Here is a 22,799-nt window from a genome sequence, read left to right as displayed (position 1 = left end):
CTGCGCCGGCACCGCCGCCGCCGAGGTGCGGTGGGCGTGGCCAGCCTCGCCGCGCTCGCCGTGGTCGGCGTCGGCGCTGCCACCGCCCTCGACGGGCGCGCCGCCGACGGTGGTCGCTCGGTTACCGACCCGGGCGTCGCCGCGGCGCCGAGCCCCGCCGACGACCGCGTGGTCGTGGGCGCCTTCTCCTTCGACGCCGTCCCGGAGGGGTGGGAGGTCCAGGGCGGCAAGTGGGACTTCGTGACGATGGTGCCGGTCTCCGGCGCCCCCGACCGCTTCCCCGAGGCGTTCGAGGGCAAGCTCGTCATCATGTACGAGCCGGCACGTCCCGGCCCGGGCCGCACCGAGACCTTCGAGGGCCGTGACTACGTCGTCCGCGGCGACAGCGGGACCACGATGGTCGTCGCCGCCACCCGTCCTGGCGAGCCGAAGGGCAGGGTGATCGTCCAGTTCCCCGACGACGCCTTCGCGGTGCCCGACATGATCGCCTTGCTCGCCTCGGTGGAGGTCGGCCCCGAGGCCGCCGAGCCCACCGTCGACGAGAACTCCCCCGGCGAGGGCTGGGTCAGCCTCGAGGAGCTCTCCGAGGCACAGCGGAGTACTCCGTCGCAGGCCCCCCGGTGATGGGGTTGGTCCACTTCGCGCTGTCGCGCGTGGTGTACCAGCCCCGCTCGAGACCCACGCGGAACGCCACGCTGAGCGTCGACCGGTCGAAGCCGACCTTCTTCGACGCCGCCCCGGCGGTGAGGAACTCCCCGACCTTGAGCATGCGGCGGTGGATCAGCTCCATCGAATCCTCATCGACCATGGCACGAGAATGCAGTACGCCACCGACATGCGGTCAAGCGGCCTGGTCGATGTCCTCCCGCATGTGGGCGCGACCTCAACGCTGCAGCGTCGTCGCCAGTCGTGCGATGTCGGCTGGCCCGACGCGGCAGCAGCCGCCGACCAGGCGTGCCCCCGCTTCCACCCACGTGCCGGCGAGCGCGAGGTCGAACGACCCTTCGCCCGCCCACGAGTTCGACCCGGCGTCCCACTCCTCGCCACGGTTGGGATAGGCGACACCGGGCTTGCCCGTGACCGAGACCGCCGTCTGGATCGCGGTCAGGACGTCGGCGGGCGCGGAGCAGTTGACCCCGGCGGCGCGGACGGCCGTGCTCGCGGCGAGGACCTCGTAGGCCTCCTGCAGGGGCTGGCCCGCGCGGGTCTCGCCGTCGCTGACGGAGTAGGAGAACCACGCCGGCACGCCGAGCTCGTCCAGCAGCGGCACCAGGACCTCGGCCTCGTCGAGGTCCGGGACGGTCTCGACCGCCAGCAGGTCCGGAGCCTCCGAGGCGAGGAGCTCGAGCCTCGGCGCGTGGAAGTCGCGGAGGGTGGCCGCGGAGACGCCGTACCTGCCGCGGTACTCGGAGCCGTCGGCCAACGCGGCGCCGTAGGGCCCGACCGACGCTGCCACCAGGAGCTGGCGCCCGGTCGACGCGGCGACCTCGTCCGCCGCCTCCCGGGCCCCGCGGACGCTGCTCCGGATCATCGCGGCCGCGGCCTCCTCGGAGAGGCCGGCGCGGACCAGGCCGGGCACGCTGGCCTGGTAGCTCGCGGTCGTCGCGACGTCGGCGCCGGCCTCGAAGTACGCGCGGTGCACGGCGACGATCTCAGCGGGCTCGTCACGGAGCAGCCGCGCGGTCCACAGGTCGTCGGCGAGGTCGTGACCTCGGTCCTCGAGGGCGTTGGACATGCCGCCGTCGAGGATGACGACCCCGCGCGCGAGGACGTCGTCGAAGAGGGGCACGGTGCAAGTCTGCAGCACGCGGTCCGTGAGCCACCGGAGACCGCGCCCACGGCGGCGGCAGGGAATAGTCTCCGACGGCTCGTGTTCAAATGGAGTGTGCGCGCCGTCGACCCCTCTCGTGCGCCTGTGACACGGGAGACCGTGCCGTCGTCGCGCCTCATGGGGTCCACGGCGACCACCCTCAGCACGCGGCACCAGCGGGTGCTGGCTGAGCTGGGCCGGTTCCTCACCGTGGGCGGCGTCGCGACGCTCGTCGCGTTCATCCTCTTCAACGTGCTGGTCCACGGCTTCGGCGCCGGCCGTCTCGCGGTCCTCGGCGATCGACCGATCCTCGCCTACGTGCTGGCCAACACCGTCGGCATGGTGATCAGCTACCGCGGCGCCAGGAACTGGGCGTTCCGGGACCGGCCGCCGCGCCAGGCCGACGGCGGCCGATCGGCGTACGTGCTGATCAACGTGGTCACCATGTCCCTCCCGATCGCATGCCTGATCATCAGTCGCGACGTGCTGGGTCTGGACGACCCGGTCTCCGACAACGTCTCGGCCAACGTGATCGGGCTCGCGCTCGGGCTCGGTGCGCGGTTCTACCTCTTCCGCCGATTCGTCTTCCAAGGGCCGGTCCAGGAGCGCAACGTCGCACCCCGATCTCGGCATGACGGCGCGGACGGCGGTCGGTGACGGGTCAAGGACCCTGACTTGCGTCAGGCGAGTGCCCCGCTGACGAGGAAGGCCATGAAGAACAGCCCGTAGAGCCCCGTGACTGCCCAGAGCACGCCGAGGGCCGAAGCCAGCGCGATGGTTGCCTGCCGCCTCAAGGAGGGCGACCGCTTCCGGGCGTGGTCGAGGGTCCACAGCACGAGCAGACCGAGGGCGAGGTGAGGAGCCAGGAAGAGACCCCAGCTGTCGTCCGGGGAGTGGACCTTCAAGGCGATCCACAGCGCCCCGTACGCCACCGCTGCGACAGCAGCCGCCGCTTGGACCCTGGTCGCGGGTCGCGCGGAGTAGCCGGGCGGCCGGGCATAGCGCTGGTGACTCATAGGTCGCATCGTGCCCGACTTCTCGTGCGCCTGACACGGTCTTGGGTCAGCTGTGCCCCTGAGCGTCCATCACTCGCTGTGAAAGCGGTTCGAGAGCAGCCACGAGCTCGTCGACCTCGGCTGTGCTCAGGACGTCGTACGGCGCCAGCGCGAGCTCGTCGGTCAGGTGCTCGACCCGGTCCTTGACCTGCCGGCCGGCAGGGGTGAACGTCGCTTCGTCCGTGATGAGTCCCCGGCCCTTCATCGTCTCGAACAGCTCGGTCAGCGTCGCGGTGGGCAGGTGGTGCAGCCGGCCGAACGTCGAAGCCGGGATCCCCAGGTCGAGGGCGAGCAGTACGTGGGCTTCGAGGCCGCTGACCCTCTCGGCCATGAGTGCGGCGATGTGTCCGTCGCCGCGGTGCTCGCGCAGGAGTGAGGCGGCGTGGAACAGACCCGAGACCGGCTCCTCCGGCAGAGGCAGCCCACGCAGGGCGGCGTACATGGGCCGACCGTCCAGCGGAGCACTGGTCGCTGCCTTTGTGAGCAGCTCGACGGTGCGCGGGAGGTCGGAGGTGTCGATGAGGTCGCCGAGGATGCGGCGAAGCGCGAGGGTGCACCCCTGCTGGCGGGCGGCGATCGCCACGTCCGGCGTGGTGGTGCTCCACACCTTCGGGATGTGACGCGCCACCTCCCCTGGGGCGAAGCTGTAGAAGAGCGCGTGGACCACGTCCGGGGGTGCGGACCTGCCGAGCGGTGCAGCCCGGCCCGCGAAGTAGGTGTCCCAGAAGTTGCTGAACCCCAAGGCGAACATCGCCTCGGTGGGCTCGTCCGTCGAGTAGGGGATGACGCCGATCGGCTCGACGAGATCGAACATCCTGCGAGCGAGCAGACCCACCGTGCTCAACGTCGGTGGTTCGTGCTCGTCGCGGTGAAGACGGTGTGCCCCATGGTGTGCTCCCTCGAACCGAGACCCAGTTTGTCCCTACATCAACCAGACCCAGGCGCGGAAGTCATCGCGTCCTGACCACGGCTGATCTGCCGAGTCCAGTGCGCTTGTGGTGCTCTCGAGTTCGGATCCTCACCGGAAGGCGATGCAGAGCGCGGCATGTACGTGGTGTCCGGTTCCGGCGGTAGGACCCATTCATCGCGGCAGATCGGGGCGCACGCGAGGTCGCGGCCTGAGGAGACGTGCTCGCCCGACAGCGGCATGGGTACGGGTTAGCCGAGCTGCTCCGCGAGTTCCCGGCCCTCGTTCCGGGTGTGGGTGCCGGCACCGCCTTGTCCGCGTCCGATGAACACCACGATCATCAACCCACTCACGACGCCGTTGAGCAGGTGCCAGCCGAAGTGAGTGCCGAACGGCACGCCGGCGCAGAGCTCCCGGTCGACGGTGCGCAGAGCAAGGGAGGCGACGAAGGTTGCGGCGATCGCGACCAGGTTGACCGCGGTGCGTCGGTCGCGGCGCGCGACGAGGGCAGCCATCAGGACCATGGCGACCGGCACGGGGGCGTAGCCGACCGACCCGTTGAACGTCGTTCCTACTGACCTCGACAATTCGATGGTCGCCGCGGTCGCGACAACGAACCCGGCTGCGGCTGCGATGCCGACCCAACGAGGCGTGCCAAAGAAGCGAACCACCGCGACCCCTAGGAACAACACCACGAAGATGCGGATCGGCCAGACGTCGGCATGCATCGCCCACCGCGTGGCATGGGTGTGGAACAAGTACGACCCGACGCCGATGCCGCCCGCGCCCAGCGCGAGAACCTGGGCGGACTTGTCACTGGCCGTCCGCGCCATGCGCCACGTGACCAAGGCCGCCACGATGAACGACACGTTGGACACCGCGTTCAATGGTTCGGACCAGTAGCTCGCGTCAGTCCGCTCGCAATAGCTGTCAATGGCCTGGGTCCAATCCACGGCGTGATCCTAGAGGTCTTCTGCGCGGCAACCCGGCCAACGTGGCTGCCGGCGGCCGGCAGGTCTTGGATGAGACGAATGGGATGGCCCTCAACGCGGCATGAGAGGGCAAGCGGCGGACCGCCACCGGGCCCGCCCCTAGTGTGTGCGGGTGCTGCCCATCCGCCTGAGGTCAAAACCGAGCATGACCGCGCTGGCACTCGACGTCATCGTGTTCCTCGTCGCCTTTTCTACTGCGCTCGAGACGGAGACCCCGACATGGATGCGCGTCGTCGGCGGTGTAATCGCAGCGGGCGCCAGTCTGCTCGGAGTCCGTTCTGCATTGCTGCTATACCGAAGCCGCAGCTCAGCGCGATAGCCGACCGCTACTTGGCACGGGCGCACACGTTGGGGCATAAGCGGATGGTCGGCTAGTGGACGCTAGCCACGGCTCTGAACCGCCTCTCGTGCAACGCTCCACCGACCAGAACGGCGATTCCGGTCCAGAACGTCGCTCGGCCCGCCCTGTCCATGAGGGGCAGCCCCAGTACGAAAGCGCCGACCAAGCTGACGCCAACACCGACCACGATCAAAGCCAAGCCGCTGCGGCGGCCACGTCGCACGCCGATGGATACGCGAGATGACGTGGACACGAAATGAACTTAGCAACCACCGAGCGTCGGCACTCGCGAACAGTCACTTGCGCCGAGCATGCCCGTCCACGAACCCGGCCGACGCTTGGGTGGCGTCGAAACGACGCATGCTCCGACGCGCGGATAACGGCATGACCGGATGGGTTGTCCTGCGCTACCTGTCGTCGTGCTCCATGCCGTAGATGTCTAGGTCCAGGTGGACGGGGAACCTCGCCAACCGAGTCAACAGATCAGCATCGATGGAGACACCGCCGTTCCCATCAACGTCCACGAAGCAGAACCAGTCCATCGTAAAGCCTTCGGTGGACATGGCCCGCAGGACGTCACGGGAACCATCGACCTGGTCGAGAATCGCGGATAGGTGAGCGTCAAGCGCGCCGCGCCCTATGTGCTCTGTCGACAGACCCCACATCGCGCCCTTGCGCACGTGCCCGCTGCGACCGACGTCTCCCACCTCGCGCGCGAACGTTGGTGTCATACCTAGCCGGTCGGTGACCTCTGCTGCGGTCACCCCTTCCTTCCACACCCTCAGGGTCACATAACACTGTGCGCTCGCCATGCCGATGAGTCTGCCCGCTCGGATGGCCGCTCCGCGGCATGAGCGTGCGGTCGACTCCAATCGTTCTAGCCGATTCGAGTCAGCCTGACGACGACCCAGCCGTCGGCCGTTGGTGACGCAACTGCCACCTGGTATCGACCGGGGCCGACGTCATGCGTGGGCCCGGCCTCCATAGACCAGTCAGCCGCCATGACTCGGCCGCTTGGGAACTCTAGAACGCCTGACCACACTTCGTTGGCAACATCATCTTGGACGTTCGTCTCGCTGAACTGGACGCGCCATTCACCTTCGGTAGCTCGCAGCGCAAACTCGACGGGAAGCACAACGCTGCTCGCACCGACCGTGGGGTCACCAACGTCGTAGAGGGCCTCGTCGTCAGAGGATGCCGAATCGGTCACGAGCAAGAAGTTGCCGGCGGTCATGGGTGCCAGTCTCCCGCAGAGGTCCGGCAGCGGCCACACGCTCATCGGCAGACTGCGCGGATTGCGGCATGAGCGGGCACTTGCCAAGGGGGTGTGGCCGCTACCGTGACCCTTGTGACCGAGCAAGTTGAACCGTTCGACCTGGGGGTTACCTGGGAGCCAAACGCGCCATCGGCCTGCCTGGTATCCGACGACATGGGCAAGACTGCGCTCGCGCTGATGCCGCATGGTGATGACCTGGACCAGCGTTGCGTGGTCATCCTGTGGAGCGGTACGCACTCGGCTTGCCTGAGCGATCCGAACGACGAAGCCATCAGCGGGCATCGCCTCTATGCGAAGGGGCTCGCTGACGTGCTGTGGGCTGGTGTCGTCCGGAACAGCGAAGCCGTTGCTGCCTTGGTGCGGCAGAACGCGGTTCACCCGTTCCACGACCCGTCACGGTTTCAGGACCTAGTCCATCACGTGCTCCCCATGAAGGAGTGTGTGGCAGAAGTGATCGCGCAGACCATGGCAATTCGTCGCTTCGACAGCCCGACGTTAGAGGCCGCTGTGACCGCGATGCGCGGCTGAAGACAAGCGACCGCTCATCGGCACTGCCGCGCTCTCTCAGCGGCAAGAGCGTGCGTCTTCGAGCGAACGCTCGGTGGCCGGGGGGCAGCGGGGATACCGTTCGGTTGTGGAGGAGCCCCGAGGTGGATGGCCCGTGGCCCGAGTCGAGGACGACTGGCTGACGCGGACTTGGAAGGCTGTCCGCTGGGCTCTATACGCGGTGCTGCTGATCGTGAGTCTGTGGATAGTGTTCATGATCTTCGCCATGGCCGCCGGTTCGTAGGCTCGTCACCTACAGCGGTCCGAACGGACTTGGTCCTGCTCGGTGTGAGCGCAGACCCGAGCAGCTCTGCATCCGCTCATCGGCTGATCCGGATGTTCCCGGCAGGCGGCGGTATGCCGCCCCTGCAATGTGTGAATGACGGGATTCGCCGACACATTCGTGCAAACTCCGGGCATGCACTTTCCGACTCCGGACGACCCGAAGCAGTCTGCGGTCTGGGAGAACTACGTCATTGCTCAGGCTGCCCAGGCGTCGTTGCGCTTGATTCCTTCTGACGCATACGCGTTGGGCGTCACCGTTCGGGAATCGCGAGTCACGGTCGTCCTGCAAGCGTCTTCCGACTCACCGACGGCCCAGCAGGACATGACCGACATCGTCAGCGAGTTGGAGGCGCTCTTGGGGCCGGATGTCGCTGTGTCACACCGGGTAGTCGTCAAGGAGAAGGGCCGCCTCAGTCCGCACGACGAAGTGGCTTGGTTCTTCGCGTCGCGAGCCTGACCGAGCGCGCACTCCTCGGCACCAGCGGACGTTTCGTCACGCCCGAAGGCGGTGGTTGGACGCACGTGAATCGCGAACGGTGTATGCGAAGCGAGCGTTGGTCATGCGCTCATCAGAGAACCTGCGGCCCATCGCGCGACTACGGTGGAGCGATGCGCCACGACGACCGACGCAGGCACGCGTCATCTTCGATACGGCTGCCGCTGCCTACGCCGTCCACCGTCCAGACCTATGCTGGAGGACGTCAAGTCGTCCGTGGCTGACATACCCGACGATGTCGGCACCGGCGAGCACGGCGCCGACTCGGCTCCGCGCCGCAGTGTCTACGTCGCCGAGCCAGCTCGAAGGCTCAATTCGCAGAATCCTGACGCCGCAGGTACAGCCAGGCCGCGGCACCGCAGGTGGCCGCGCCTGCCATCATCCCCAACACGTAGATGACGCGCTCGAACCCACCCCCGGCAGCGAGGCACTGTGGCTGCCCCTCGACATACGGACACGTGGGTCCGGGGTCCGCGAGCCAGGTCAGGCCAAGCGCTAGAGCCGAGGCGCTGCAGGCAGCGAGCGTCGTCCAACCAGCCCGCTGGGTCCGCGTGGCGACATGTGTTCGAGACATGCCGGGAGTATGGCGTCACAACCGGCAGAACACTCGGCAAAGAGCGACCCGCGAAGCGATCAACATGTCCCTGCTCCGGAGCGAACGGTCTCCCTGGGGCGTCCGCCACCTGCCTCGAGCAGAGCCCGGGACCCGCATCCTCAACGTCGAGCCTCGCGGGACGACCCAGGACGGCACCGCGCAGGGCACTACGGGCGATCGGGCGCCCCTCCGGGCTCACTGAACGGGTCAGCTGGACTAAGAAGCCCCGTCGCCGGAGCCGCCATGGCCACCGCCGTCGGACCAGCCCGCACCGCCGACAGCGCCGCTCCAGCCGGCGGTGTGGCCGGCGCGACGGCGTACGTCGGGGTTGCCTGGCACCAGGACGGCGTCGAGGAAGGCGGCCAGGGCGACCACCACCACGAGCCAGGCGACCGCGGTTGCGACGATGGGCATCCGGCCACCGTCGTTCAGCACGACGATCGAGATCGCGACGACCAACGTCACCACCGCGACCGCGGCGAAGGTGAGCCAGGCGGTCCGGGAGTGCGGGGCGAGGCGACGTCTGAGGGTGCGCATGGGGTCAGTGTGCGTCGACTTGCGCGAGGAGGCCAGAGGTACCCGCTGCTACGTCTCCACTCATCGACAGAACACCCTCAGTCCGCCTGCCGCTCAGTCGGCGAGATCGACGTGTCCGTCACCTGGTGATGGATCGGACGCAGCGTCATCGACCGACATCCGCTGCATCTCGACCTCGGTGTCGAGCTGTCCGGTGCGGTGGCGGTGGACGAGACGGGCCAGGGAGCGGTCGACCGGGTTGTCTCCGGTGAGGGCGTCGGCCTCGGTGGGGTCGAGGAGGTGGGTGCCGGCGGAGTCGACGATGCGGCAGAGCCCGTGACGGGTGCGCCAGACGACCTCGCCGGTGGGGAGCGGGGTGGCGCGGTGTCCGAGGTGGGTCTTGGCGCGGTGGTTGGTCCGGCCGAGCGGCTGGCTGGTGCGGGTGGAGGTCTGGTCGGGCGGCCCATGAGGTGAGTAGGGCACGGGATGGTCGAGGTCGAGGCGGCGGGACATGCTCGATGCGTGGGGGAACTGGTCGCCCGGGCGCAGCAGGTGGATCCGCTCCTTGATGGCCTCGGGGTGCTCGTAGCAGCTGACCGAGACCTGGTCGCTGAGGTCGATCACCGGCGTCAGCCGGATGTGGTCGTGGCCGAGCAGGTCGGCGAGCTGGGACAGCAGCTGCGGCCCGAGGTCCTCCACCCGAGCAACGCCGGGCATGCCGGCGAGCGCGGCCTGGTGGACGTGGACGTAGACGACGGCGCGGGGTCGGAGCTGGGTGAGGTCGAGGCGCTCGAGCTGCTCGAGCAGCGCGGCGGCGTCCGGGACCTGGTCGTGCTTGGCGAGCAGCACCAGGAGGTCGAGGGGCCGGGCGAGCCAGCCGAAGGCGGTGGCGCGGAGCTCGTCACGCGACATGCCGGCACAGTCGGGCTGGTCGGCGATGAGGTCGGCGATCGTCTCGACCATGGCGTTGACCGACCGGGCGTCGCCCTCGGTGACGCGGGCGATCACGTGGCGCAGACCGGTGCCGTCACGGCGGGAGACGCCGACGTAGCGGCGCTTGCGCTCGGCCGCGAGGCGCTCCTCGTGGGCGGTGCGGTCGACCTCGATCTTCTTGGCCTCGACCAGCTCGATGACGCGCGACGGCGCCTGCGAGCCGATCGCGGCGGAGACGGCGTCGTCGATCAGGTGCATGGACTCGAACGCCACGTCCCGCGTCATCGAGGCCACGCGACGGGCCAGCCACAGGTCCGCGTCCAGGGCGACCACGCGCTCGAAGACCCGTGGCAGCCGGTGGCGCAGGTCGAGCGCGTCCCCCGCCAGCGCGCGGGCGCTGCGGGAGTGGATCTGGCGCGCGACCGCCAGCTCGCAGAGTGCGAGCTCACGCACCCCGGGGGTGCCGTCGCCGCCGATGGCGTCGAGACGGTCCGATCCGGGAGGACGCGGGCCGGGCTCCTGCGCCGGGTCGGAGGAGTGCAGGTCGCACCACCGCAGCACCAGGAAGATCTCGTCGACCTCGATCTGCCGACGCTGGCGCACGCCGTCCTCGATCGCGGCGAGCGTGTCTCGCGCATCGAGGTCGGAGCGTCCACGGTACTGCATGCCTCATCATAACCGAACACATGTTCGAATGCAAGCACTCATCCACACTCCCCTAGTCGAGCCGCAGCACCCGCTGGATCGCCGGCCACGCGAGCGATCCCAGGCGTTGCGGGGCGCCCTCGTCCCCGCCGACGTCGTACGGACGGCGCAGGTCCGGCGCGCTCTCCCCCGGCAGCACCACGGGATGACCGGCCGCCGGGTCGAGGACCACCACCGTCCGCAGACCGCCCGCCGCACGACGCTGCGCGATCCGCTCGGCCGACGCGCTGCTGGGCCACACCCGGTCGTCACCGCCCGCGACTGCCAGGCCCGGTCCAGCGGCACGAACGGTAGCGGGCGACCGGCCCACGTCCACTTGCTGCGTGGCCGGTCGTCGTCGTGCTCGGCCTGCCCCTCCCAGGCGACGTCCGTGGGCGCCAGCGCGACGACCGCGTCGACGCGCGGGTCGACGCAGGCGGTGAGCAGCGCGGCCTCCGCGCCGTACGAGAGCCCCATGAGCACGACCCGGTCACACTCGGCCAGCAGCAGGTCGAGCGCCTCGGCGAAGGTCTCCAGCGGGACCTCGCGAGGCACCGGCGGCTGCCCCTCGCCGCCGAACCAGCGCAGCGCCCGCGCCGTCACGCCGTACGACGCCAGCAGCTCCGCCCGGCCCACGTCCACGCGGCCGCTGGACCCCGCCAGCACCAGGACGCCGGTGCCGCGCGCGGCCGCGGGCCGCGCCCAGTGCAGGTCCGAGGCCGCGACGGTCAGAGGACGCTCCACGTCACCGTGAGCGCCTGCCGGACCGACGTGTGCCCCGGCTCGAAGCTCATGCTCAGCTTGGACGCGTAGGCGCCACCGCCCGCGTCCGAGCTCGAGAGGACCCCGCCTCCGCCGCCTTCGACGACCGCCTGCACGTCGCCCAGCGCCACGCCCGCGAGACCGGCGAGGTGCTCGGCGCGCGCCCGCGCGTCGTCGTACGCCGCCTCGCGGGCCGCGACCTCGGCGGTCGCGCGGTCGGAGAGCTCGAGCGCGACGCCCTCGACCCGGAGCCGGTCCCCCACCTGCTGGGCGAGCTCGGCGACCAGCGTGCCGGCGACGTCGAGGGAGTCGCAGGCGACGCGGTAGCCGTGGCGCGCCTCGAAGCCGTCGGGGCGGCCCTCGTCGTCCTGGGCCGGCCAGACCGAGAGGTCCTCGCTGCCGACGTCGGACGCCGCCACCAGCCCGCGTGCGACCGCGACGATCGCGTCTCCCGTCGACGAGACCCCCGCCAGCGCGTCGGCCAGCGCCGGCGCGCGGTGGACGGCGCTGACGCGGACGACCGCGGTGTCGGGGACGGCGGAGACAGATCCGTGGCCGGTGACCGTGAGGGTGCGCATGCCGCTCACGCTATCCCCGAGCGGGCCCGTGCTCAGACGGTGATCTTCAGCGCCTGGAAGATCTCGAGCGTCGCCTTGGACCGGTTCAGCGTGTAGAAGTGCAGGCCCGGCGCCCCACCCTCGAGCAGGTCCTGGCAGAGCTCCGCGGCCAGCGCGATGCCCTCGGCGCGCATGGCGACCGGGTCGCCGTCCTTGGCGCTGATGCGGGCGACGACGTCCTCGGGCACGTCGGTGCCGATCAGCTCGCTCTGGCGGCGGATCGCGTTGAGGTTCAGGATCGGCATGATGCCGGGCAGGATCGGCATGTCGACGCCACGGGCGCGCACCCGGTCGACCAGGCCGAAGTAGTCCTCGGCGCGGAAGAACATCTGGGTGACCGCGAACTCCGCACCTGCGCGGGCCTTCGCCACCAGCACGTCGGCGTCGTGGTCGAGCGACTCGGCCGACGGGTGGCCCTCGGGGAACGCCGCCACGCCGATGCGGAAGCGACCGCGCGCGTGCGCCAGCTCCACCAGCTCGGTGGCGTAGTCCAGACCGCCCTCGGTCGGGGTCCAGTCGGCGCGCGGACCCTCCTGCGGGTCGCCACGCAGCGCCATCACGTGGTCGACGCCGGCGGCGAGGTAGGAGTCGAGGATCTCGTCGAGCTCCTTGCGCGTGTGACCGACGCAGGTGAGGTGGGCCATGGGCGTCATCGACGTCTCGCGCGCGATCCGGCCGGTGACCCGGATGGTCGTGTCGCGGTTGGAGCCGCCGGCGCCGTAGGTCACCGACACGAAGCTCGGCTCGAAGGGCTCCAGGTCCTGGATCGCCTTCCAGAGCTGGGCCTCGCCGGCCTCGTCCTTGGGAGGGAAGAACTCGAACGAGAAGGACCGCTCCCCCGCCGCGACGAGCTCGGCCACGCCGCGCCCACGTCCTGAGTCCATGCGTCGAGTCTAGGTAGCCGGTCGGTGCGCTCCGAATCCTGTCCGCTCGTTAGTCTCGTCCGCGTGGCCAGCGACCAGTGGGACGGCGAAGAGTTCCGTACGGCGGTCCAGGCCGCGCTCGACACGTTCCTCGACGAGCAGGCCGGCAAGCTCGCCCCGCTGGGCTCCGACGCCGCCCGGCTCCTCGACGAGGCCCGGCGCGCCGTCTCCGGCGGCAAGCGCTTCCGCGCGTCGTTCTGCTACTGGGGCTACCAGGCCGTCCTGCCCGAGGTCGAGGACGAGGCCGCGCTCGCCCGGGCGTGCGCGTCCCTGGAGCTGCTGCACGCCAGCGCGCTCGTCCACGACGACCTCATGGACGCCTCCGACACGCGCCGCGGGCGCCCCGCCACGCACCGCGCGTTCGAGGCCGAGCACCGCGGCGACGGCTGGCGCGGCGACCCCGAGCAGTACGGCGCCGCCGCGGCCATCCTGCTCGGCGACCTGCTGCTGAGCTGGTCCGAGGAGCTGCTGCGCCGCTGCGGCCTCCCGGCCGAGCGCGTCGTCTCCGCCCTGGAGGTCTTCGACGCCTGCCGCACCGAGGTCATCGCCGGGCAGTTCCTCGACGTCTCGGTGCAGGCCCGGGGCCGCGCCGACGTGGACACCGCGATGACCGTGCTGCGCTACAAGTCCGCCAAGTACTCCATCGAGCGCCCGATCCACATCGGCGCCGCGCTCGCCGGCGCGGACGCCGCGATGCTCGAGCGGCTGTCGGCGTTCGGCCTGCCGCTGGGCGAGGCCTTCCAGCTCCGCGACGACCTGCTCGGCGTCTTCGGCGACCCGGCGACCACCGGCAAGCCCGCCGGCGACGACCTGGTCGAGGGCAAGCGCACGGTCCTCGTCGCGCTCGCGCTCGACGCCGCCTCCGACGAGGACGCCGTAAGCCTCGACCGGGCGCTGGGGCGGCCCCTCGACGAGGCCGAGGTCGACCGGCTGCGCGACGTCATCGACGCCAGTGGCGCCCACGCGCAGGTGGAGGAGGTCATCGCCGCGCTCGCCGAGCACGCGGTGACCGGGCTCGCCCAGGCCGGGGTGCAGGAGCGCGCCGGTGAGGTGCTGCGCCAGCTCGCCTCGGCCGCGACCCAGCGCGCCGTCTAGCGGCTCAGAAGGCCATCGCCTGGGCGCGACGCTTGACCTCGGTGCCGCGGTTCTCGCGCAGCGCGTCGATCGGCGCGCCGGGCAGGTCGTCCTGGTCGAGGAAGAGCCACGCGATGATCTCGCGGTCGTCGTAGCGGTTGTCGTGCATCAGGGTCAGCAGCCCGGGCAGGCCCTTGACGACCAGCCCGTCCTGCACGAACGCCGCGGGGACCTTCTGACCCTCGCCCGGCACGGGCACGGCCGCCGCCAGGTCGTGGTCGCGGATCATCGTCTTCACCTTGCCGACGGTCACGTCCAGCAGGCGGGCGGTCTCCGCCCAGTCGATCCACTCGGGCACCAGGGCCGCCAGGTCGTGGTCGGCCAGTCGCGTCTCGCTCATGGGTCCATGCTTCCACCCCCGGGCCGGGCACGGAAATGGGCGCTCGTGGGGCCCGCGCGCCACGCCGGGACGCGCTGAGCGCCGCCCGCGGGCCCCGCGACCGTACGATTGGCCCACCGGATCCTTCCCCGTCCGGCCGCAGGAGGGTCGCTGTGAGCGCTGATCGGCACGTGCCGGGCTCTGCCGTGTCCGACCCCGTGACCGGCCGCCTCCTCGACAACCGCTACCGCGTCGGGCCCCGCATCGCGCGCGGCGGCATGGCCAGCGTCTACGAGGCCACCGACCTCCGCCTCGACCGCACCGTGGCCGTCAAGGTCATGCACCCCGGCCTCGGCGACGACGACGAGTTCGCCGCGCGCTTCGTGCGCGAGGCCCGCGCCGCCGCCCGGCTCTCCCACCCCCACGTGGTGGCGGTCTACGACCAGGGCGACGACGCCGGCACGGTCTTCCTCGCGATGGAGCTCGTGCAGGGGCACACGCTGCGCGACACCATCTCCAAGGAGAGCCCGATGGCGCCGGCCCGGGCGCTGGCGCTCCTCGACCCGGTCCTCTCGGCGCTCGCCGCCGCCCACCGCGCCGGCCTGGTCCACCGCGACGTCAAGCCGGAGAACGTCCTCATCGCCGACGACGGCCGGGTCAAGGTGGCCGACTTCGGTCTCGCCAAGGCCGTCAGCACCGACACCCAGCACACGGCCACCAAGGGCGTGCTGATCGGCACCGTCAGCTACCTCGCGCCCGAGCTGGTCGTCGAGGGCCACGCCGACGCGCGCGCCGACGTGTACGCCGCGGGCGTGATGCTCTACGAGCTCCTCACCGGCCGCAAGCCGCACGAGGGCGAGTCGCCGATCCAGGTCGCCTACAAGCACGTCCACCACGACGTGCCCGCGCCGTCGGCGGTCGTGCCCGGCCTCCCGCCGTACGTCGACGCGCTGGTCGCCCGCGCGACCGCCCGCGAGCCGGGCCTGCGTCCGGCCGACGCCGGCGTGCTCCTCCACCAGGTGCACCGGGTCAGCCACGCGCTGGCCGAGGGCGTGCGCGACGACGCCGACCTGACCGCCGACCTGACGCCCGTCCTGCTCGCCGGCCGGCAGGGTGACACCGCCCCCGACATGTGGGACGCCGAGGAGATGGCGACGCTGATGTCGCCCTCCACGCTCGTGCGCGAGGACACCGTCACCTACCCCGCCGCCAAGCCGCCGCCGCTGACGCCACCGGCCGGCTCGCCGCGACCCACCGCTCCCCCGCGCGAGCCGCGACCGCGCACCCGCCGTCCCCGTCGCTCGCGTCGCGGACCGCTCCTGCTCGTGCTCGCCCTGCTGCTGGTGCTCGCGGGAGGCGGTGGCGCCTACTGGTTCGGCTGGGCGCGCTACACCTCCACGCCGGGCGTGGTCGGCCTGACCCAGGCCGCCGCCGAGGACAAGCTCGAGGCGGCCGGGCTCTCGGTCGACTACGCGGACGAGACGTTCTCCGAGACCGTCCCCGCCGGCCAGGTCATCTCCACCGACCCCGGCGCCGGCTCCCGCGTGCTCCAGGACGGCACCGTCACGATGACGGTGTCGCTCGGCAAGGAGCGCTACGACGTCCCGCAGGTCCGCGGCCTCACCGAGGACCAGGCGCAGGACGCCTTGCTCGAGCTCAAGCTCGCCTACGACGAGACCGTGGAGCGCTGGTCGGACACGGTCCCGGCCGGCACGGTCCTGCGCAGCATCCCCGCCACCGGCACCACCGTACGTCCCGGTGCCTCGGTGGACCTGGTGGTCAGCAAGGGACGTCGCCCGATCAAGGTCGGCTCGTGGGTCGGCAAGGACATCGACGATGCCCGCGACGGCCTCAAGGACCGCGGCCTCAAGGCGGAGGTCACCTCCGAGGTCTTCGACGACGCCGTCCCGAAGGGCCGCATCATCAGCCAGGACCCCGCGAGCGGGACGCTCTTCCGCGGCGAGCCCGTGAGCTTCGTCGTCTCGAAGGGGCCCGAGCTCGTCAAGGTGCCCAACGTGAAGGCCGCCGGCTACGAGGACGCCGTCGCCGAGCTCGAGGCCCTCGGCTTCGAGGTCGAGCTCGTGCGCGGCTCGACCTACATCGGCCTCGGCTTCGTCTTCAGCATGGATCCCGGCGCGGGTGCGATGGTCCCGAAGGGCAGCACCATCAAGCTCAACCTCGTCTGAGGACCCTCAGCACTCGTCCTTGCGCCAGCCGCCGGGCTCGAGCACCCAGGGCTCCCCCACCGGCTCGGTGTCCGACTCGACGACGAGGTAGGTGTAGTTCACCAGTGCCCGCCTGCCGTCGACCTCCGCGTCGTACGACTGGAACTCGAGCGGCTTCGAGTGGATCGAGCCCTGGAGCTTGACCTCCTCGGTGAACTGCCGCTCGTCCATCGTGTCCCGGCACCGCCGCGACATCAGCCGCAACGCCGCGGCCACCTTGCCGGTCAGGACGGCGTCCGAGTGGGCCTGGACGGCCGCTCTGAGCTCGATCTCCGCGGGAGAGCTCGGTGCGGTGCTGGCGGGGCTGCTGGGGGCCGGCTCGGCCCGGCGGTCGGCATCGCCGTCGTCGTTCGAGCAGCCACCGAGAACCAGCACCGCAGCGCCCAGCGCCACCATCCGTCGCATCACGGGACGAAGCCTCGCACGTCACGTGCCAGTGGCCCATCGGACGCGAGCGCGAGGCGCGCGAACCGCTCCCCCATGCGCTCGTGGCTGGCGGCGTCGGGGTGCAGGTCGTCGGGCAGCGGCAGCTCGGCGTGGTCCTGCTCGCCGTAGAGCTCGCGGCCGTCCAGCAGGTGCAGGTGGGGGTCGGTCGCCGAGCGCTCGGCGACGATGCGGGCGAGCTCGGCGCGGATGACCTCGAGCGTGAGCTTGCCGGCCGTCACCTCCGCGGGGTCGCCCGTCGCGGTGAAGCGCAGCACGCCGTCGGCCAAGCCGCTGGCGTCCATGGCGGTGGGACCCGGCACCTGCTCGTGGATGGGGCACAGGATGGGCGACACCACGAGCAACGGCGTGGTCGGGTGGCCGTCGCGCACGGTGTCGAGGAAGCCGTGGACGCCGGTGCGGAACGCGCGGAGCCGCATCAGGTCGGTGTTGACCAGGTTGATGCCGATCTTGACGCTCACCAGGTCCGCCGGCAGGTCGCGGATCGTGCGCGCCACGAGCTGGTCGAGCAGCGCGCTGCCGCCGAACCCGAGGTTGACCAGCTCCACCCCGGCCAGGCGCGCGGCCACGGCGGGCCAGGTGCCGGTGGGGTGGGCGGCGTTGGAGCCGTGGCTGATCGAGCTGCCGTGGTGCACCCAGACGGGCCGCCCGCTCGCGGCGGCGACCTCGACGGGGGCGTCGGCGCGCAGGTCGACCAGCAGCACGGCCTCGTCGTGCGGGAGCCAGATCTCGACGTCCTTGGGCCGGGCGCCGAGGTCGGCGAAGCGCAGCGTCACGGGATCGCCCTCGCGGTGCTCCACCGCGCCCGTCGTCATGTCGATGGTGACCACGTCGCCGCCCGCTGCGGTGGCGCGGTCGACCAGGCTGCCGTCGACGACGAGGTCGAAGATGCCGTCGGGGCGCGGCGGTGCCCCGACGTACTCGCGCTTGGTGGGCACGACGTCGAGCTCCACGGCGGTGGCGGCGGTGCGGAAGGCCAGCCGTACGCCGGAGGGCTGCTCCTCGGCCCCCGTCAGCTGGGGGTCGGCGGCCTGGGCCAGCGCGTGCGCGGGCAGCCGGTGCGGGCGCAGGCCGCGGGGGGTGCGCTCGACCTCCACGGCGCCGCGCAGGAGGTCGGTGATCTCGGGAGTCACGGTCGCCGTCATGGTCGGGGCCTTTCGGGGGTGGGCCAGCTGCGGAGCAGGGCGTCGAGGGCGTCGAGCGAGCGCCGCCAGGAGGTCTCGGAGTCGGGCTCGCTGTGGCTGAACGCGCCCCCCAGCTCGAGGTCGACGAAGCCGCGGAAGACGCTCCCGAGCAGGCGTACGGCGTGGGTCTGGTCCGGCTCGGTCAGGTCGTAGCCGCGCAGCACCGCGCGGCTCATCGCGGCGTGGCGCGGGCCGGCGCTGGCCAGGGCCGTCTCGGTGTCGAGGCGCAGCTGCGCGGCGGCGTAGCGACCGGGGTGCTCGCGCGCGTAGTCGCGGTAGACGTCGGCCATGGCGGTGAGCGCGTCCTTGCCCGAGCGACCCGCCAGGGCGGAGTCGCCGCGGTCGGCCAGCTCTTCCAGCGCGAGCAGCGCGATCCGGGTCCGGAGGTCGTCGGAGCCGGTGACGTGGGAGTAGAGGCTGGCGACCTTGACGTCGAAGCGGCGCGCGACCTCGGTGATCGTGACCCGGTCGAAGCCGACCTCGTCGGCGAGCTCGGCGCCCGCCCGGGCGAGCCGCTCCTTGGTGATGCCGGCGCGCATGTCGCCTCCTCTGGTCGTCCGATCATTTCCTAATGTGATTATGCGTCTACCTAATGTGCTTAGGCAAGCCGGCGGGCGATAGCGTCGTCGCATGCGCAACCCGATCGGCACCCACGTCCTGGTCGGCAAGGGCCTCGCCGACGGCGCGCTCGCCAACGCCGACCTGGTCGGCGCCGAGACGATCCAGGTCTTCGTGGGCAACCCGCGCGGCTGGGCGCTCTCGGTGGGCAAGCCGGCCGACGACCGCCGCTTCCGCGCCGAGACCGAGCGGCGCGGGATGCGCACCTTCATCCATACGCCGTACCTGGTCAACCTCGGATCCCCCACGCCCGCCACCTACGCCAGCTCCGCGGCCCTGGTCGCGCACAACCTGCGCCGCGCCGCCGAGATCGGCGCGGAGGGCGTGGTCGTGCACACCGGCTCCTACGTCGACCCCGACGGCGGCCCGGAGCGGCACGCCGCGGCGATGCGACAGGTCCGCGAGGCGCTGCTGCCGGTCCTGGACGCGATCGCCGACGACGCCGCCCCGTGGCTGCTGCTCGAGCCCACCGCGGGCCAGGGCCGCTCGCTGTGCGCCGGGGTCGAGGACCTCACCGGCTACCTCGACGCGCTCGACCACCACCCCAAGGCCGGGCTGTGCCTGGACACCTGCCACGTCTTCGCCGCCGGCGCCCCGCTGGACGAGCCCGGCGGGACCACCGCGACCCTCGACCGGATCGTCGAGATCGGCGGCCCCGGCCGGCTGCGGCTCGTGCACGCCAACGACTCGATGGACGTGCGCGGTGCGTTCAAGGACCGCCACCAGCGCATCGGCGAGGGCCACATCGGCGTCGGCGCGTTCGAGGAGCTGTTCGCCCACCCGGCCACCGAGGGCGTCCCGTTCATCCTCGAGACGCCGGACTCCCGCGACGCCGACAACCGCGACATCCCCCTGCTCAAGGAGCTGCGCTCGCGCGCCCTGGTCGCCCCGTGACCGCCTCGCGGCGTACGACGCTGCTGGCCACCGCCGTCCTGCTGGCGATGACCGCCTGCTGGGGCTCGACGTTCTTCCTCATCAAGGACCTGCTCGACCGGGTGCCGACGCTGGACTTCCTGGCCGTGCGCTTCACCATCGCCGGCGTGGTGATGCTCCTGGTCGCCCCGCGCGCGGTGGCCCGGCTGTCCCCCGAGTCGCGACGCCACGCCGCCGCCCTCGGCGCGCTCTACGGCGTCGCGCAGATCCTGCAGACCGCCGGCCTGGCGCACACGGCGGCCAGCGTCTCCGGCTTCATCACCGGCATGTACGTCGTCGCGACGCCCCTGCTCGCGGCCGTGCTGCTGCGCACCCGGATCACCGCGATCACCTGGGCCGCCGTCGTGCTGGCCACGGCTGGTCTGGGCGTGCTGACCCTGGACGGCGTGGCGATCGGCTACGGCGAGGCGATCACGCTCGTGGGCGCGATCCTCTACGCGCTGCACATCGTCGGGCTCGGCGCCTGGTCGAGGCCCACCGAGGCCCTGGGCATGTCCATCGTGCAGCTGCTCGTCATCGCGGTGATCTGCCTGGTGGCGACCGCCCCCGACGGCGTGGTGCTGCCGGGCACGACCGGCGACTGGCTCTCGGTCGTCTACATGGCGGTCTTCGCCGGCGCGCTCGCGCTGGTGGGGCAGACCTGGGCGCAGGCACACCTCACACCGACGCGCTCCGCGATCATCATGAGCATGGAGCCGGTGTTCGCGGCGTTCTTCGCGGTCCTGCTCGGCGGCGAGGACCTCGCGCTGCGGATGCTGGTCGGCGGCGTCATGGTGCTGACGGCGATGCTCGTCGTCGAGGTCGGGCCGCGCCGCAAGATCGAGGGCGAGGTCCAGCACCTCGCGGTGTGACCCCTAGGAGCAGTCCCAGTGGTAGCGCAGCGAGGAGAGGTCGCCCCGCGCCACCGCTGCCGGGTCACCGAAGAGGTGCGCGACGCCGACGTCGCCCCACCCGCCGACCTGCGCCGCGTCGAGCTGCAGGACGAGCCGGCCGTCGGGAGCGTGGTGCGCCGGGAACGCGCCGAGGCCGCGCGGGTCCGACTGCGCGAAGTCGGCCGAACCTCCGACGGTGCTCCCCGAGGCGAGTCCGGGGACGGTGCTCGACGCGCCGCGGACGTACTCGTCCCACACGAAGGGCACGTCCTCGGCGGCCTCCCCGACGGACGCCGCGAGCTGCGCCACCGGCGCGAGGTCGAGGCCGGCCGGCAGCTCGTCGTACGCCGGCAGCACCCGGCCGGGCGCGAACCCCAGCGCCGTCGCGTCCACGGCGTCGATCGGGCAGTAGACCTCCTCGCCCGCGTCCCGCGCCGTGTGCCACGGGGTGGGGTCGCCCGGCTGCCGCAGCGACGGGGCGTCGGTGTCGTCGTACCACCGGGTCTCGAAGCCGGCCGTCCCCTGCGTCTCGTCGAAGGTGAGGCCGTAGGTGTCGTCGCTGCCCACGAACCACTGCAGCAGCCCGCGCTCGGGGAAGCCCGGCAGCGGCGGCACCTCGGCGAAGTCGACCTGGGCGAGGAAGAACATCGGCTGGCCGTCCCACTCCGGCCAGGGCCGCTCCACGGGCAGGTAGGGGTGGCCCGCGACGTACGACGAGCCGGCGGAGGCGGGAGCGTGGCCGGCGAGGCGGATCGTGGCGCACGGCAGGACCAGGCGGTCGACGAGCCCGTCGAGCGACGGGACCGCGGGCTGCTGCTTCTGCTGCTGTCGGCGACCGAAGAACCTCATGCCGGCCACGCTAGGCGACCGACCTGTCCGCATCGCGGCCACCGGGCCCGCGAGCGCGGCGGAGCGGCTAGATTTCCCGGCGTGACGCACACGTATCTCTTTGGACACTCGCCGGGCATCCCCGTGCGAGCCGTCTAGACGCGCTCACACACCATCCATCGCCCCGGCACCGACCGGGGCGTTGTGCTGTCCGGGCCGGGTCGGGCACCAGAGAAGAGGAACCCCATGGTCGTCGTCATGTCACCGGACGCCACCGACGAGGACGTCGCGCACGTCGTCGAGAAGGTCGAGGCGGTCGGCGGCGAGGCCTTCGTCTCCAAGGGCGTCGTGCGCACCATCATCGGCCTGGTCGGGGACATCGAGTCCTTCCACCACCTGAACCTGCGGACCCTGCGCGGCGTCGCCGACGTGCACCGCATCAGCGACCCCTACAAGCTGGTCAGCCGCCAGCACCACGCCACCCGGTCGACCGTCTGGGTCGGCCCGCAGGGCGCGCAGGTGCCGATCGGCCCGGACACGTTCACGTTCATGGCCGGGCCGTGCGCGGTCGAGACCGCCGAGCAGACCCTGGCCGCCGCCCACATGGCGCGCTCGGCCGGCGCGACGATCCTGCGCGGCGGGGCGTTCAAGCCGCGCACGTCGCCGTACGCCTTCCAGGGGCTGGGCCTCGCCGGGCTGGAGATCCTCGCCGACGTGCGCGAGGCGACCGGCCTGCCGATCGTCACCGAGGTCGTCGACGCCCGCGACGTGCCGGTCGTGGCCGAGCACGCCGACATGCTGCAGGTCGGCACGCGCAACATGGCCAACTTCGGACTGCTCCAGGCCGTCGGGGACGCCGGCAAGCCGGTGCTGCTCAAGCGCGGCATGACCGCGACCATCGAGGAGTGGCTGATGGCGGCCGAGTACATCGCCCAGCGCGGCAACCTCGACGTCGTGCTCTGCGAGCGGGGCATCCGCACCTTCGAGCCCGCGACCCGCAACACCCTCGACATCTCCGCGGTGCCCGTGGTGCAGGCGACCAGCCACCTGCCGATCATCGTCGACCCCTCGCACGCCGCCGGCCGCAAGGACCTCGTGGTGCCGCTGTCGCGGGCCGCGATCGCGGTCGGCGCGGACGGGATCATCGTCGACGTGCACCCCACGCCGGAGACCGCGCTGTGCGACGGGCCGCAGGCGCTGCTCGGCAACGACCTGCGCGACCTCGCGAACGCCGTACGGCGGCTGCCTCCCGCAGTGGGACGGGTCGATGCCGCGGAGCGGATGCGCGTCTAGAGTCTGCGGCGTGGAGACGTGTGAGCGGTGCGGGCACCCGCTGGGGGCGGGACGGTTCTGCCTCAACTGCGGGCACCCGACGGGGCGCGGGCTGACCGACACCGCCGAGCGGCCGGCGGTGCGGGGTCCCAGCGCCCCGACCGCGCCCGCACCCCCGTCCAGGCCGCCCGCGGCTCCGCCTGCCGCCCCGACCGCTGCCGCACCCACGGCCG

The 22,799-nt window shown here is 71.6% G+C and carries 26 protein-coding genes; 9 read left to right on the top strand and 17 right to left on the bottom strand.

What is annotated here, in order from left to right:
• On the top strand, nucleotides 1-624 hold a 624-nt coding region (locus tag IRQ30_RS21725), incomplete at its 5' end, for a hypothetical protein (protein WP_227467947.1).
• Here the strand turns inward: IRQ30_RS21725 and IRQ30_RS21720 are convergent.
• Together IRQ30_RS21720 and mmuM are read right to left on the bottom strand one after the other, a co-directional pair.
• On the bottom strand, nucleotides 566-808 hold the full coding sequence (locus IRQ30_RS21720) for a hypothetical protein (RefSeq protein ID WP_193610387.1): 243 nt from the start codon (nucleotides 806-808) through the stop codon (nucleotides 566-568). The two genes, IRQ30_RS21725 and IRQ30_RS21720, sit on opposite strands and share 59 nt — an antisense overlap.
• Nucleotides 809-883: 75 nt before the next feature.
• A complete protein-coding gene (gene mmuM, locus IRQ30_RS21715; RefSeq protein ID WP_193614937.1) occupies nucleotides 884-1,789 on the bottom strand; it encodes a homocysteine S-methyltransferase in 906 nt (301 codons plus the stop codon).
• Nucleotides 1,790-1,915: 126 nt separating this feature from the next.
• On the opposite strand from mmuM, the gene IRQ30_RS21710 reads away from it, so the two are divergent.
• Nucleotides 1,916-2,467 carry a GtrA family protein gene (locus IRQ30_RS21710; protein WP_193610385.1) on the top strand — a complete coding sequence of 184 codons (552 nt, stop codon included), beginning with the start codon at nucleotides 1,916-1,918 and terminating at the stop codon, nucleotides 2,465-2,467.
• A gap of 23 nt (nucleotides 2,468-2,490) precedes the next feature.
• Here IRQ30_RS21710 and IRQ30_RS21705 read toward each other — a convergent pair whose 3' ends face one another.
• From IRQ30_RS21705 to IRQ30_RS21685, 5 genes are all read right to left on the bottom strand, one after another.
• Entirely contained in the window at nucleotides 2,491-2,826 is a 336-nt protein-coding gene (locus IRQ30_RS21705; protein WP_193610384.1) for a hypothetical protein, read from the bottom strand.
• Between the two features lie 46 nt (nucleotides 2,827-2,872).
• Nucleotides 2,873-3,679, bottom strand: a complete 807-nt coding sequence (locus tag IRQ30_RS21700) for an SCO6745 family protein (protein WP_193614936.1) — start codon at nucleotides 3,677-3,679, stop codon at nucleotides 2,873-2,875.
• A 344-nt stretch (nucleotides 3,680-4,023) separates the two neighbouring features.
• Nucleotides 4,024-4,725 carry a ceramidase domain-containing protein gene (locus tag IRQ30_RS21695; protein ID WP_193610382.1) on the bottom strand — a complete coding sequence of 234 codons (702 nt, stop codon included), beginning with the start codon at nucleotides 4,723-4,725 and terminating at the stop codon, nucleotides 4,024-4,026.
• 786 nt (nucleotides 4,726-5,511) lie between these two features.
• A complete protein-coding gene (locus IRQ30_RS21690) occupies nucleotides 5,512-5,916 on the bottom strand; it encodes a DUF4279 domain-containing protein (protein ID WP_193614935.1) in 405 nt (134 codons plus the stop codon).
• A 65-nt stretch (nucleotides 5,917-5,981) separates the two neighbouring features.
• Complete coding sequence (locus IRQ30_RS21685) at nucleotides 5,982-6,338, bottom strand: hypothetical protein (protein ID WP_193614934.1); 357 nt, start codon at nucleotides 6,336-6,338, stop codon at nucleotides 5,982-5,984.
• Between the two features lie 114 nt (nucleotides 6,339-6,452).
• Between IRQ30_RS21685 and IRQ30_RS21680 the strand changes: the two genes are divergently transcribed.
• Nucleotides 6,453-6,908 (top strand): hypothetical protein, encoded by a 456-nt coding sequence (locus tag IRQ30_RS21680; protein WP_193614933.1) that lies wholly within the window; start codon nucleotides 6,453-6,455, stop codon nucleotides 6,906-6,908.
• A 397-nt stretch (nucleotides 6,909-7,305) separates the two neighbouring features.
• Nucleotides 7,306-7,668 carry a hypothetical protein gene (locus IRQ30_RS21675; protein ID WP_193614932.1) on the top strand — a complete coding sequence of 121 codons (363 nt, stop codon included), beginning with the start codon at nucleotides 7,306-7,308 and terminating at the stop codon, nucleotides 7,666-7,668.
• A gap of 850 nt (nucleotides 7,669-8,518) precedes the next feature.
• On the opposite strand, the gene IRQ30_RS21670 is transcribed toward IRQ30_RS21675, so the two are convergent.
• From IRQ30_RS21670 to metF, 5 genes are all read right to left on the bottom strand, one after another.
• Nucleotides 8,519-8,839, bottom strand: a complete 321-nt coding sequence (locus IRQ30_RS21670; RefSeq protein ID WP_193614931.1) for a hypothetical protein — start codon at nucleotides 8,837-8,839, stop codon at nucleotides 8,519-8,521.
• 93 nt (nucleotides 8,840-8,932) lie between these two features.
• Nucleotides 8,933-10,417, bottom strand: a complete 1,485-nt coding sequence (locus tag IRQ30_RS21665) for a hypothetical protein (protein WP_193614930.1) — start codon at nucleotides 10,415-10,417, stop codon at nucleotides 8,933-8,935.
• Nucleotides 10,418-10,423: 6 nt separating this feature from the next.
• Nucleotides 10,424-11,179, bottom strand: coding sequence for a dienelactone hydrolase family protein (locus tag IRQ30_RS23940; RefSeq protein WP_264674644.1), 756 nt, complete (start codon nucleotides 11,177-11,179; stop codon nucleotides 10,424-10,426).
• Complete coding sequence (locus tag IRQ30_RS21655; protein ID WP_193614929.1) at nucleotides 11,164-11,775, bottom strand: SIMPL domain-containing protein; 612 nt, start codon at nucleotides 11,773-11,775, stop codon at nucleotides 11,164-11,166. Before IRQ30_RS21655 ends, IRQ30_RS23940 begins: the two co-directional genes overlap by 16 nt.
• A gap of 32 nt (nucleotides 11,776-11,807) precedes the next feature.
• Entirely contained in the window at nucleotides 11,808-12,698 is an 891-nt protein-coding gene (gene metF, locus IRQ30_RS21650; RefSeq protein WP_193614928.1) for a methylenetetrahydrofolate reductase [NAD(P)H], read from the bottom strand.
• A gap of 63 nt (nucleotides 12,699-12,761) precedes the next feature.
• On the opposite strand from metF, the gene IRQ30_RS21645 reads away from it, so the two are divergent.
• Nucleotides 12,762-13,832, top strand: a complete 1,071-nt coding sequence (locus IRQ30_RS21645; RefSeq protein WP_193614927.1) for a polyprenyl synthetase family protein — start codon at nucleotides 12,762-12,764, stop codon at nucleotides 13,830-13,832.
• 4 nt (nucleotides 13,833-13,836) lie between these two features.
• Here the strand turns inward: IRQ30_RS21645 and IRQ30_RS21640 are convergent, their stop codons facing one another.
• Nucleotides 13,837-14,211, bottom strand: coding sequence for an Rv2175c family DNA-binding protein (locus tag IRQ30_RS21640; RefSeq protein ID WP_193610371.1), 375 nt, complete (start codon nucleotides 14,209-14,211; stop codon nucleotides 13,837-13,839).
• A gap of 185 nt (nucleotides 14,212-14,396) precedes the next feature.
• On the opposite strand from IRQ30_RS21640, the gene pknB reads away from it, so the two are divergent.
• Nucleotides 14,397-16,376, top strand: a complete 1,980-nt coding sequence (pknB, locus tag IRQ30_RS21635; protein WP_338089816.1) for a Stk1 family PASTA domain-containing Ser/Thr kinase — start codon at nucleotides 14,397-14,399, stop codon at nucleotides 16,374-16,376.
• Nucleotides 16,377-16,382: 6 nt separating this feature from the next.
• On the opposite strand, the gene IRQ30_RS21630 is transcribed toward pknB, so the two are convergent.
• The 3 genes from IRQ30_RS21630 to IRQ30_RS21620 are packed head-to-tail and all read right to left on the bottom strand — an operon-like array spanning nucleotide 16,383 to nucleotide 18,582.
• Nucleotides 16,383-16,823: a hypothetical protein gene (locus IRQ30_RS21630; protein WP_193614925.1), complete on the bottom strand. Its 441-nt coding sequence runs from the start codon at nucleotides 16,821-16,823 to the stop codon at nucleotides 16,383-16,385.
• Nucleotides 16,820-18,004 carry an SGNH/GDSL hydrolase family protein gene (locus IRQ30_RS21625; RefSeq protein ID WP_193614924.1) on the bottom strand — a complete coding sequence of 395 codons (1,185 nt, stop codon included), beginning with the start codon at nucleotides 18,002-18,004 and terminating at the stop codon, nucleotides 16,820-16,822. Before IRQ30_RS21625 ends, IRQ30_RS21630 begins: the two co-directional genes overlap by 4 nt.
• Complete coding sequence (locus tag IRQ30_RS21620) at nucleotides 18,001-18,582, bottom strand: TetR/AcrR family transcriptional regulator (protein WP_193614923.1); 582 nt, start codon at nucleotides 18,580-18,582, stop codon at nucleotides 18,001-18,003. Before IRQ30_RS21620 ends, IRQ30_RS21625 begins: the two co-directional genes overlap by 4 nt.
• Before the next feature lie 91 nt (nucleotides 18,583-18,673).
• Here IRQ30_RS21620 and IRQ30_RS21615 point away from each other — a divergent pair, with 91 nt between their 5' ends.
• Both IRQ30_RS21615 and IRQ30_RS21610 read left to right on the top strand, forming a co-directional pair.
• A complete protein-coding gene (locus IRQ30_RS21615) occupies nucleotides 18,674-19,555 on the top strand; it encodes a deoxyribonuclease IV (protein WP_193614922.1) in 882 nt (293 codons plus the stop codon).
• Nucleotides 19,552-20,445 carry a DMT family transporter gene (locus IRQ30_RS21610; protein ID WP_338088002.1) on the top strand — a complete coding sequence of 298 codons (894 nt, stop codon included), beginning with the start codon at nucleotides 19,552-19,554 and terminating at the stop codon, nucleotides 20,443-20,445. Before IRQ30_RS21615 ends, IRQ30_RS21610 begins: the two co-directional genes overlap by 4 nt.
• Nucleotides 20,446-20,448: 3 nt before the next feature.
• Here IRQ30_RS21610 and IRQ30_RS21605 read toward each other — a convergent pair whose 3' ends face one another.
• Entirely contained in the window at nucleotides 20,449-21,315 is an 867-nt protein-coding gene (locus tag IRQ30_RS21605) for a YwqG family protein (RefSeq protein WP_193614921.1), read from the bottom strand.
• Between the two features lie 237 nt (nucleotides 21,316-21,552).
• Between IRQ30_RS21605 and aroF the strand changes: the two genes are divergently transcribed.
• Nucleotides 21,553-22,587: a 3-deoxy-7-phosphoheptulonate synthase gene (gene aroF / locus IRQ30_RS21600; RefSeq protein WP_264674643.1), complete on the top strand. Its 1,035-nt coding sequence runs from the start codon at nucleotides 21,553-21,555 to the stop codon at nucleotides 22,585-22,587.
• Nucleotides 22,588-22,799 lie beyond the last annotated feature (212 nt).

It is taken from the genome of Nocardioides lijunqiniae, assembly GCF_015024225.1.
GTDB lineage: Bacteria > Actinomycetota > Actinomycetes > Propionibacteriales > Nocardioidaceae > Nocardioides > Nocardioides lijunqiniae.
Note: the sequence above shows the minus strand (reverse complement) of the source record. Positions and strands in the feature narration are given on the sequence as shown.

Excerpts from the sequence above, each read along its gene's own strand:
- IRQ30_RS21720 (WP_193610387.1), bottom strand. The coding sequence starts at position 808 with ATGGTCGATGAGGATTCGATGGAGCTGATCCACCGCCGCATGCTCAAG.
- IRQ30_RS21705 (WP_193610384.1), bottom strand. The coding sequence starts at position 2,826 with ATGAGTCACCAGCGCTATGCCCGGCCGCCCGGCTACTCCGCGCGACCC.
- IRQ30_RS21700 (WP_193614936.1), bottom strand. The coding sequence starts at position 3,679 with ATGTTCGATCTCGTCGAGCCGATCGGCGTCATCCCCTACTCGACGGAC.
- IRQ30_RS21690 (WP_193614935.1), bottom strand. The coding sequence starts at position 5,916 with ATGGCGAGCGCACAGTGTTATGTGACCCTGAGGGTGTGGAAGGAAGGG.
- IRQ30_RS21685 (WP_193614934.1), bottom strand. The coding sequence starts at position 6,338 with ATGACCGCCGGCAACTTCTTGCTCGTGACCGATTCGGCATCCTCTGAC.
- IRQ30_RS21675 (WP_193614932.1), top strand. The coding sequence starts at position 7,306 with ATGACGGGATTCGCCGACACATTCGTGCAAACTCCGGGCATGCACTTT.
- IRQ30_RS21670 (WP_193614931.1), bottom strand. The coding sequence starts at position 8,839 with ATGCGCACCCTCAGACGTCGCCTCGCCCCGCACTCCCGGACCGCCTGG.
- IRQ30_RS21665 (WP_193614930.1), bottom strand. The coding sequence starts at position 10,417 with ATGCAGTACCGTGGACGCTCCGACCTCGATGCGCGAGACACGCTCGCC.
- IRQ30_RS21655 (WP_193614929.1), bottom strand. The coding sequence starts at position 11,775 with ATGCGCACCCTCACGGTCACCGGCCACGGATCTGTCTCCGCCGTCCCC.
- metF (WP_193614928.1), bottom strand. The coding sequence starts at position 12,698 with ATGGACTCAGGACGTGGGCGCGGCGTGGCCGAGCTCGTCGCGGCGGGG.
- IRQ30_RS21640 (WP_193610371.1), bottom strand. The coding sequence starts at position 14,211 with ATGAGCGAGACGCGACTGGCCGACCACGACCTGGCGGCCCTGGTGCCC.
- IRQ30_RS21625 (WP_193614924.1), bottom strand. The coding sequence starts at position 18,004 with ATGACGGCGACCGTGACTCCCGAGATCACCGACCTCCTGCGCGGCGCC.
- IRQ30_RS21620 (WP_193614923.1), bottom strand. The coding sequence starts at position 18,582 with ATGCGCGCCGGCATCACCAAGGAGCGGCTCGCCCGGGCGGGCGCCGAG.
- IRQ30_RS21615 (WP_193614922.1), top strand. The coding sequence starts at position 18,674 with ATGCGCAACCCGATCGGCACCCACGTCCTGGTCGGCAAGGGCCTCGCC.
- IRQ30_RS21605 (WP_193614921.1), bottom strand. The coding sequence starts at position 21,315 with ATGAGGTTCTTCGGTCGCCGACAGCAGCAGAAGCAGCAGCCCGCGGTC.
- aroF (WP_264674643.1), top strand. The coding sequence starts at position 21,553 with ATGTCACCGGACGCCACCGACGAGGACGTCGCGCACGTCGTCGAGAAG.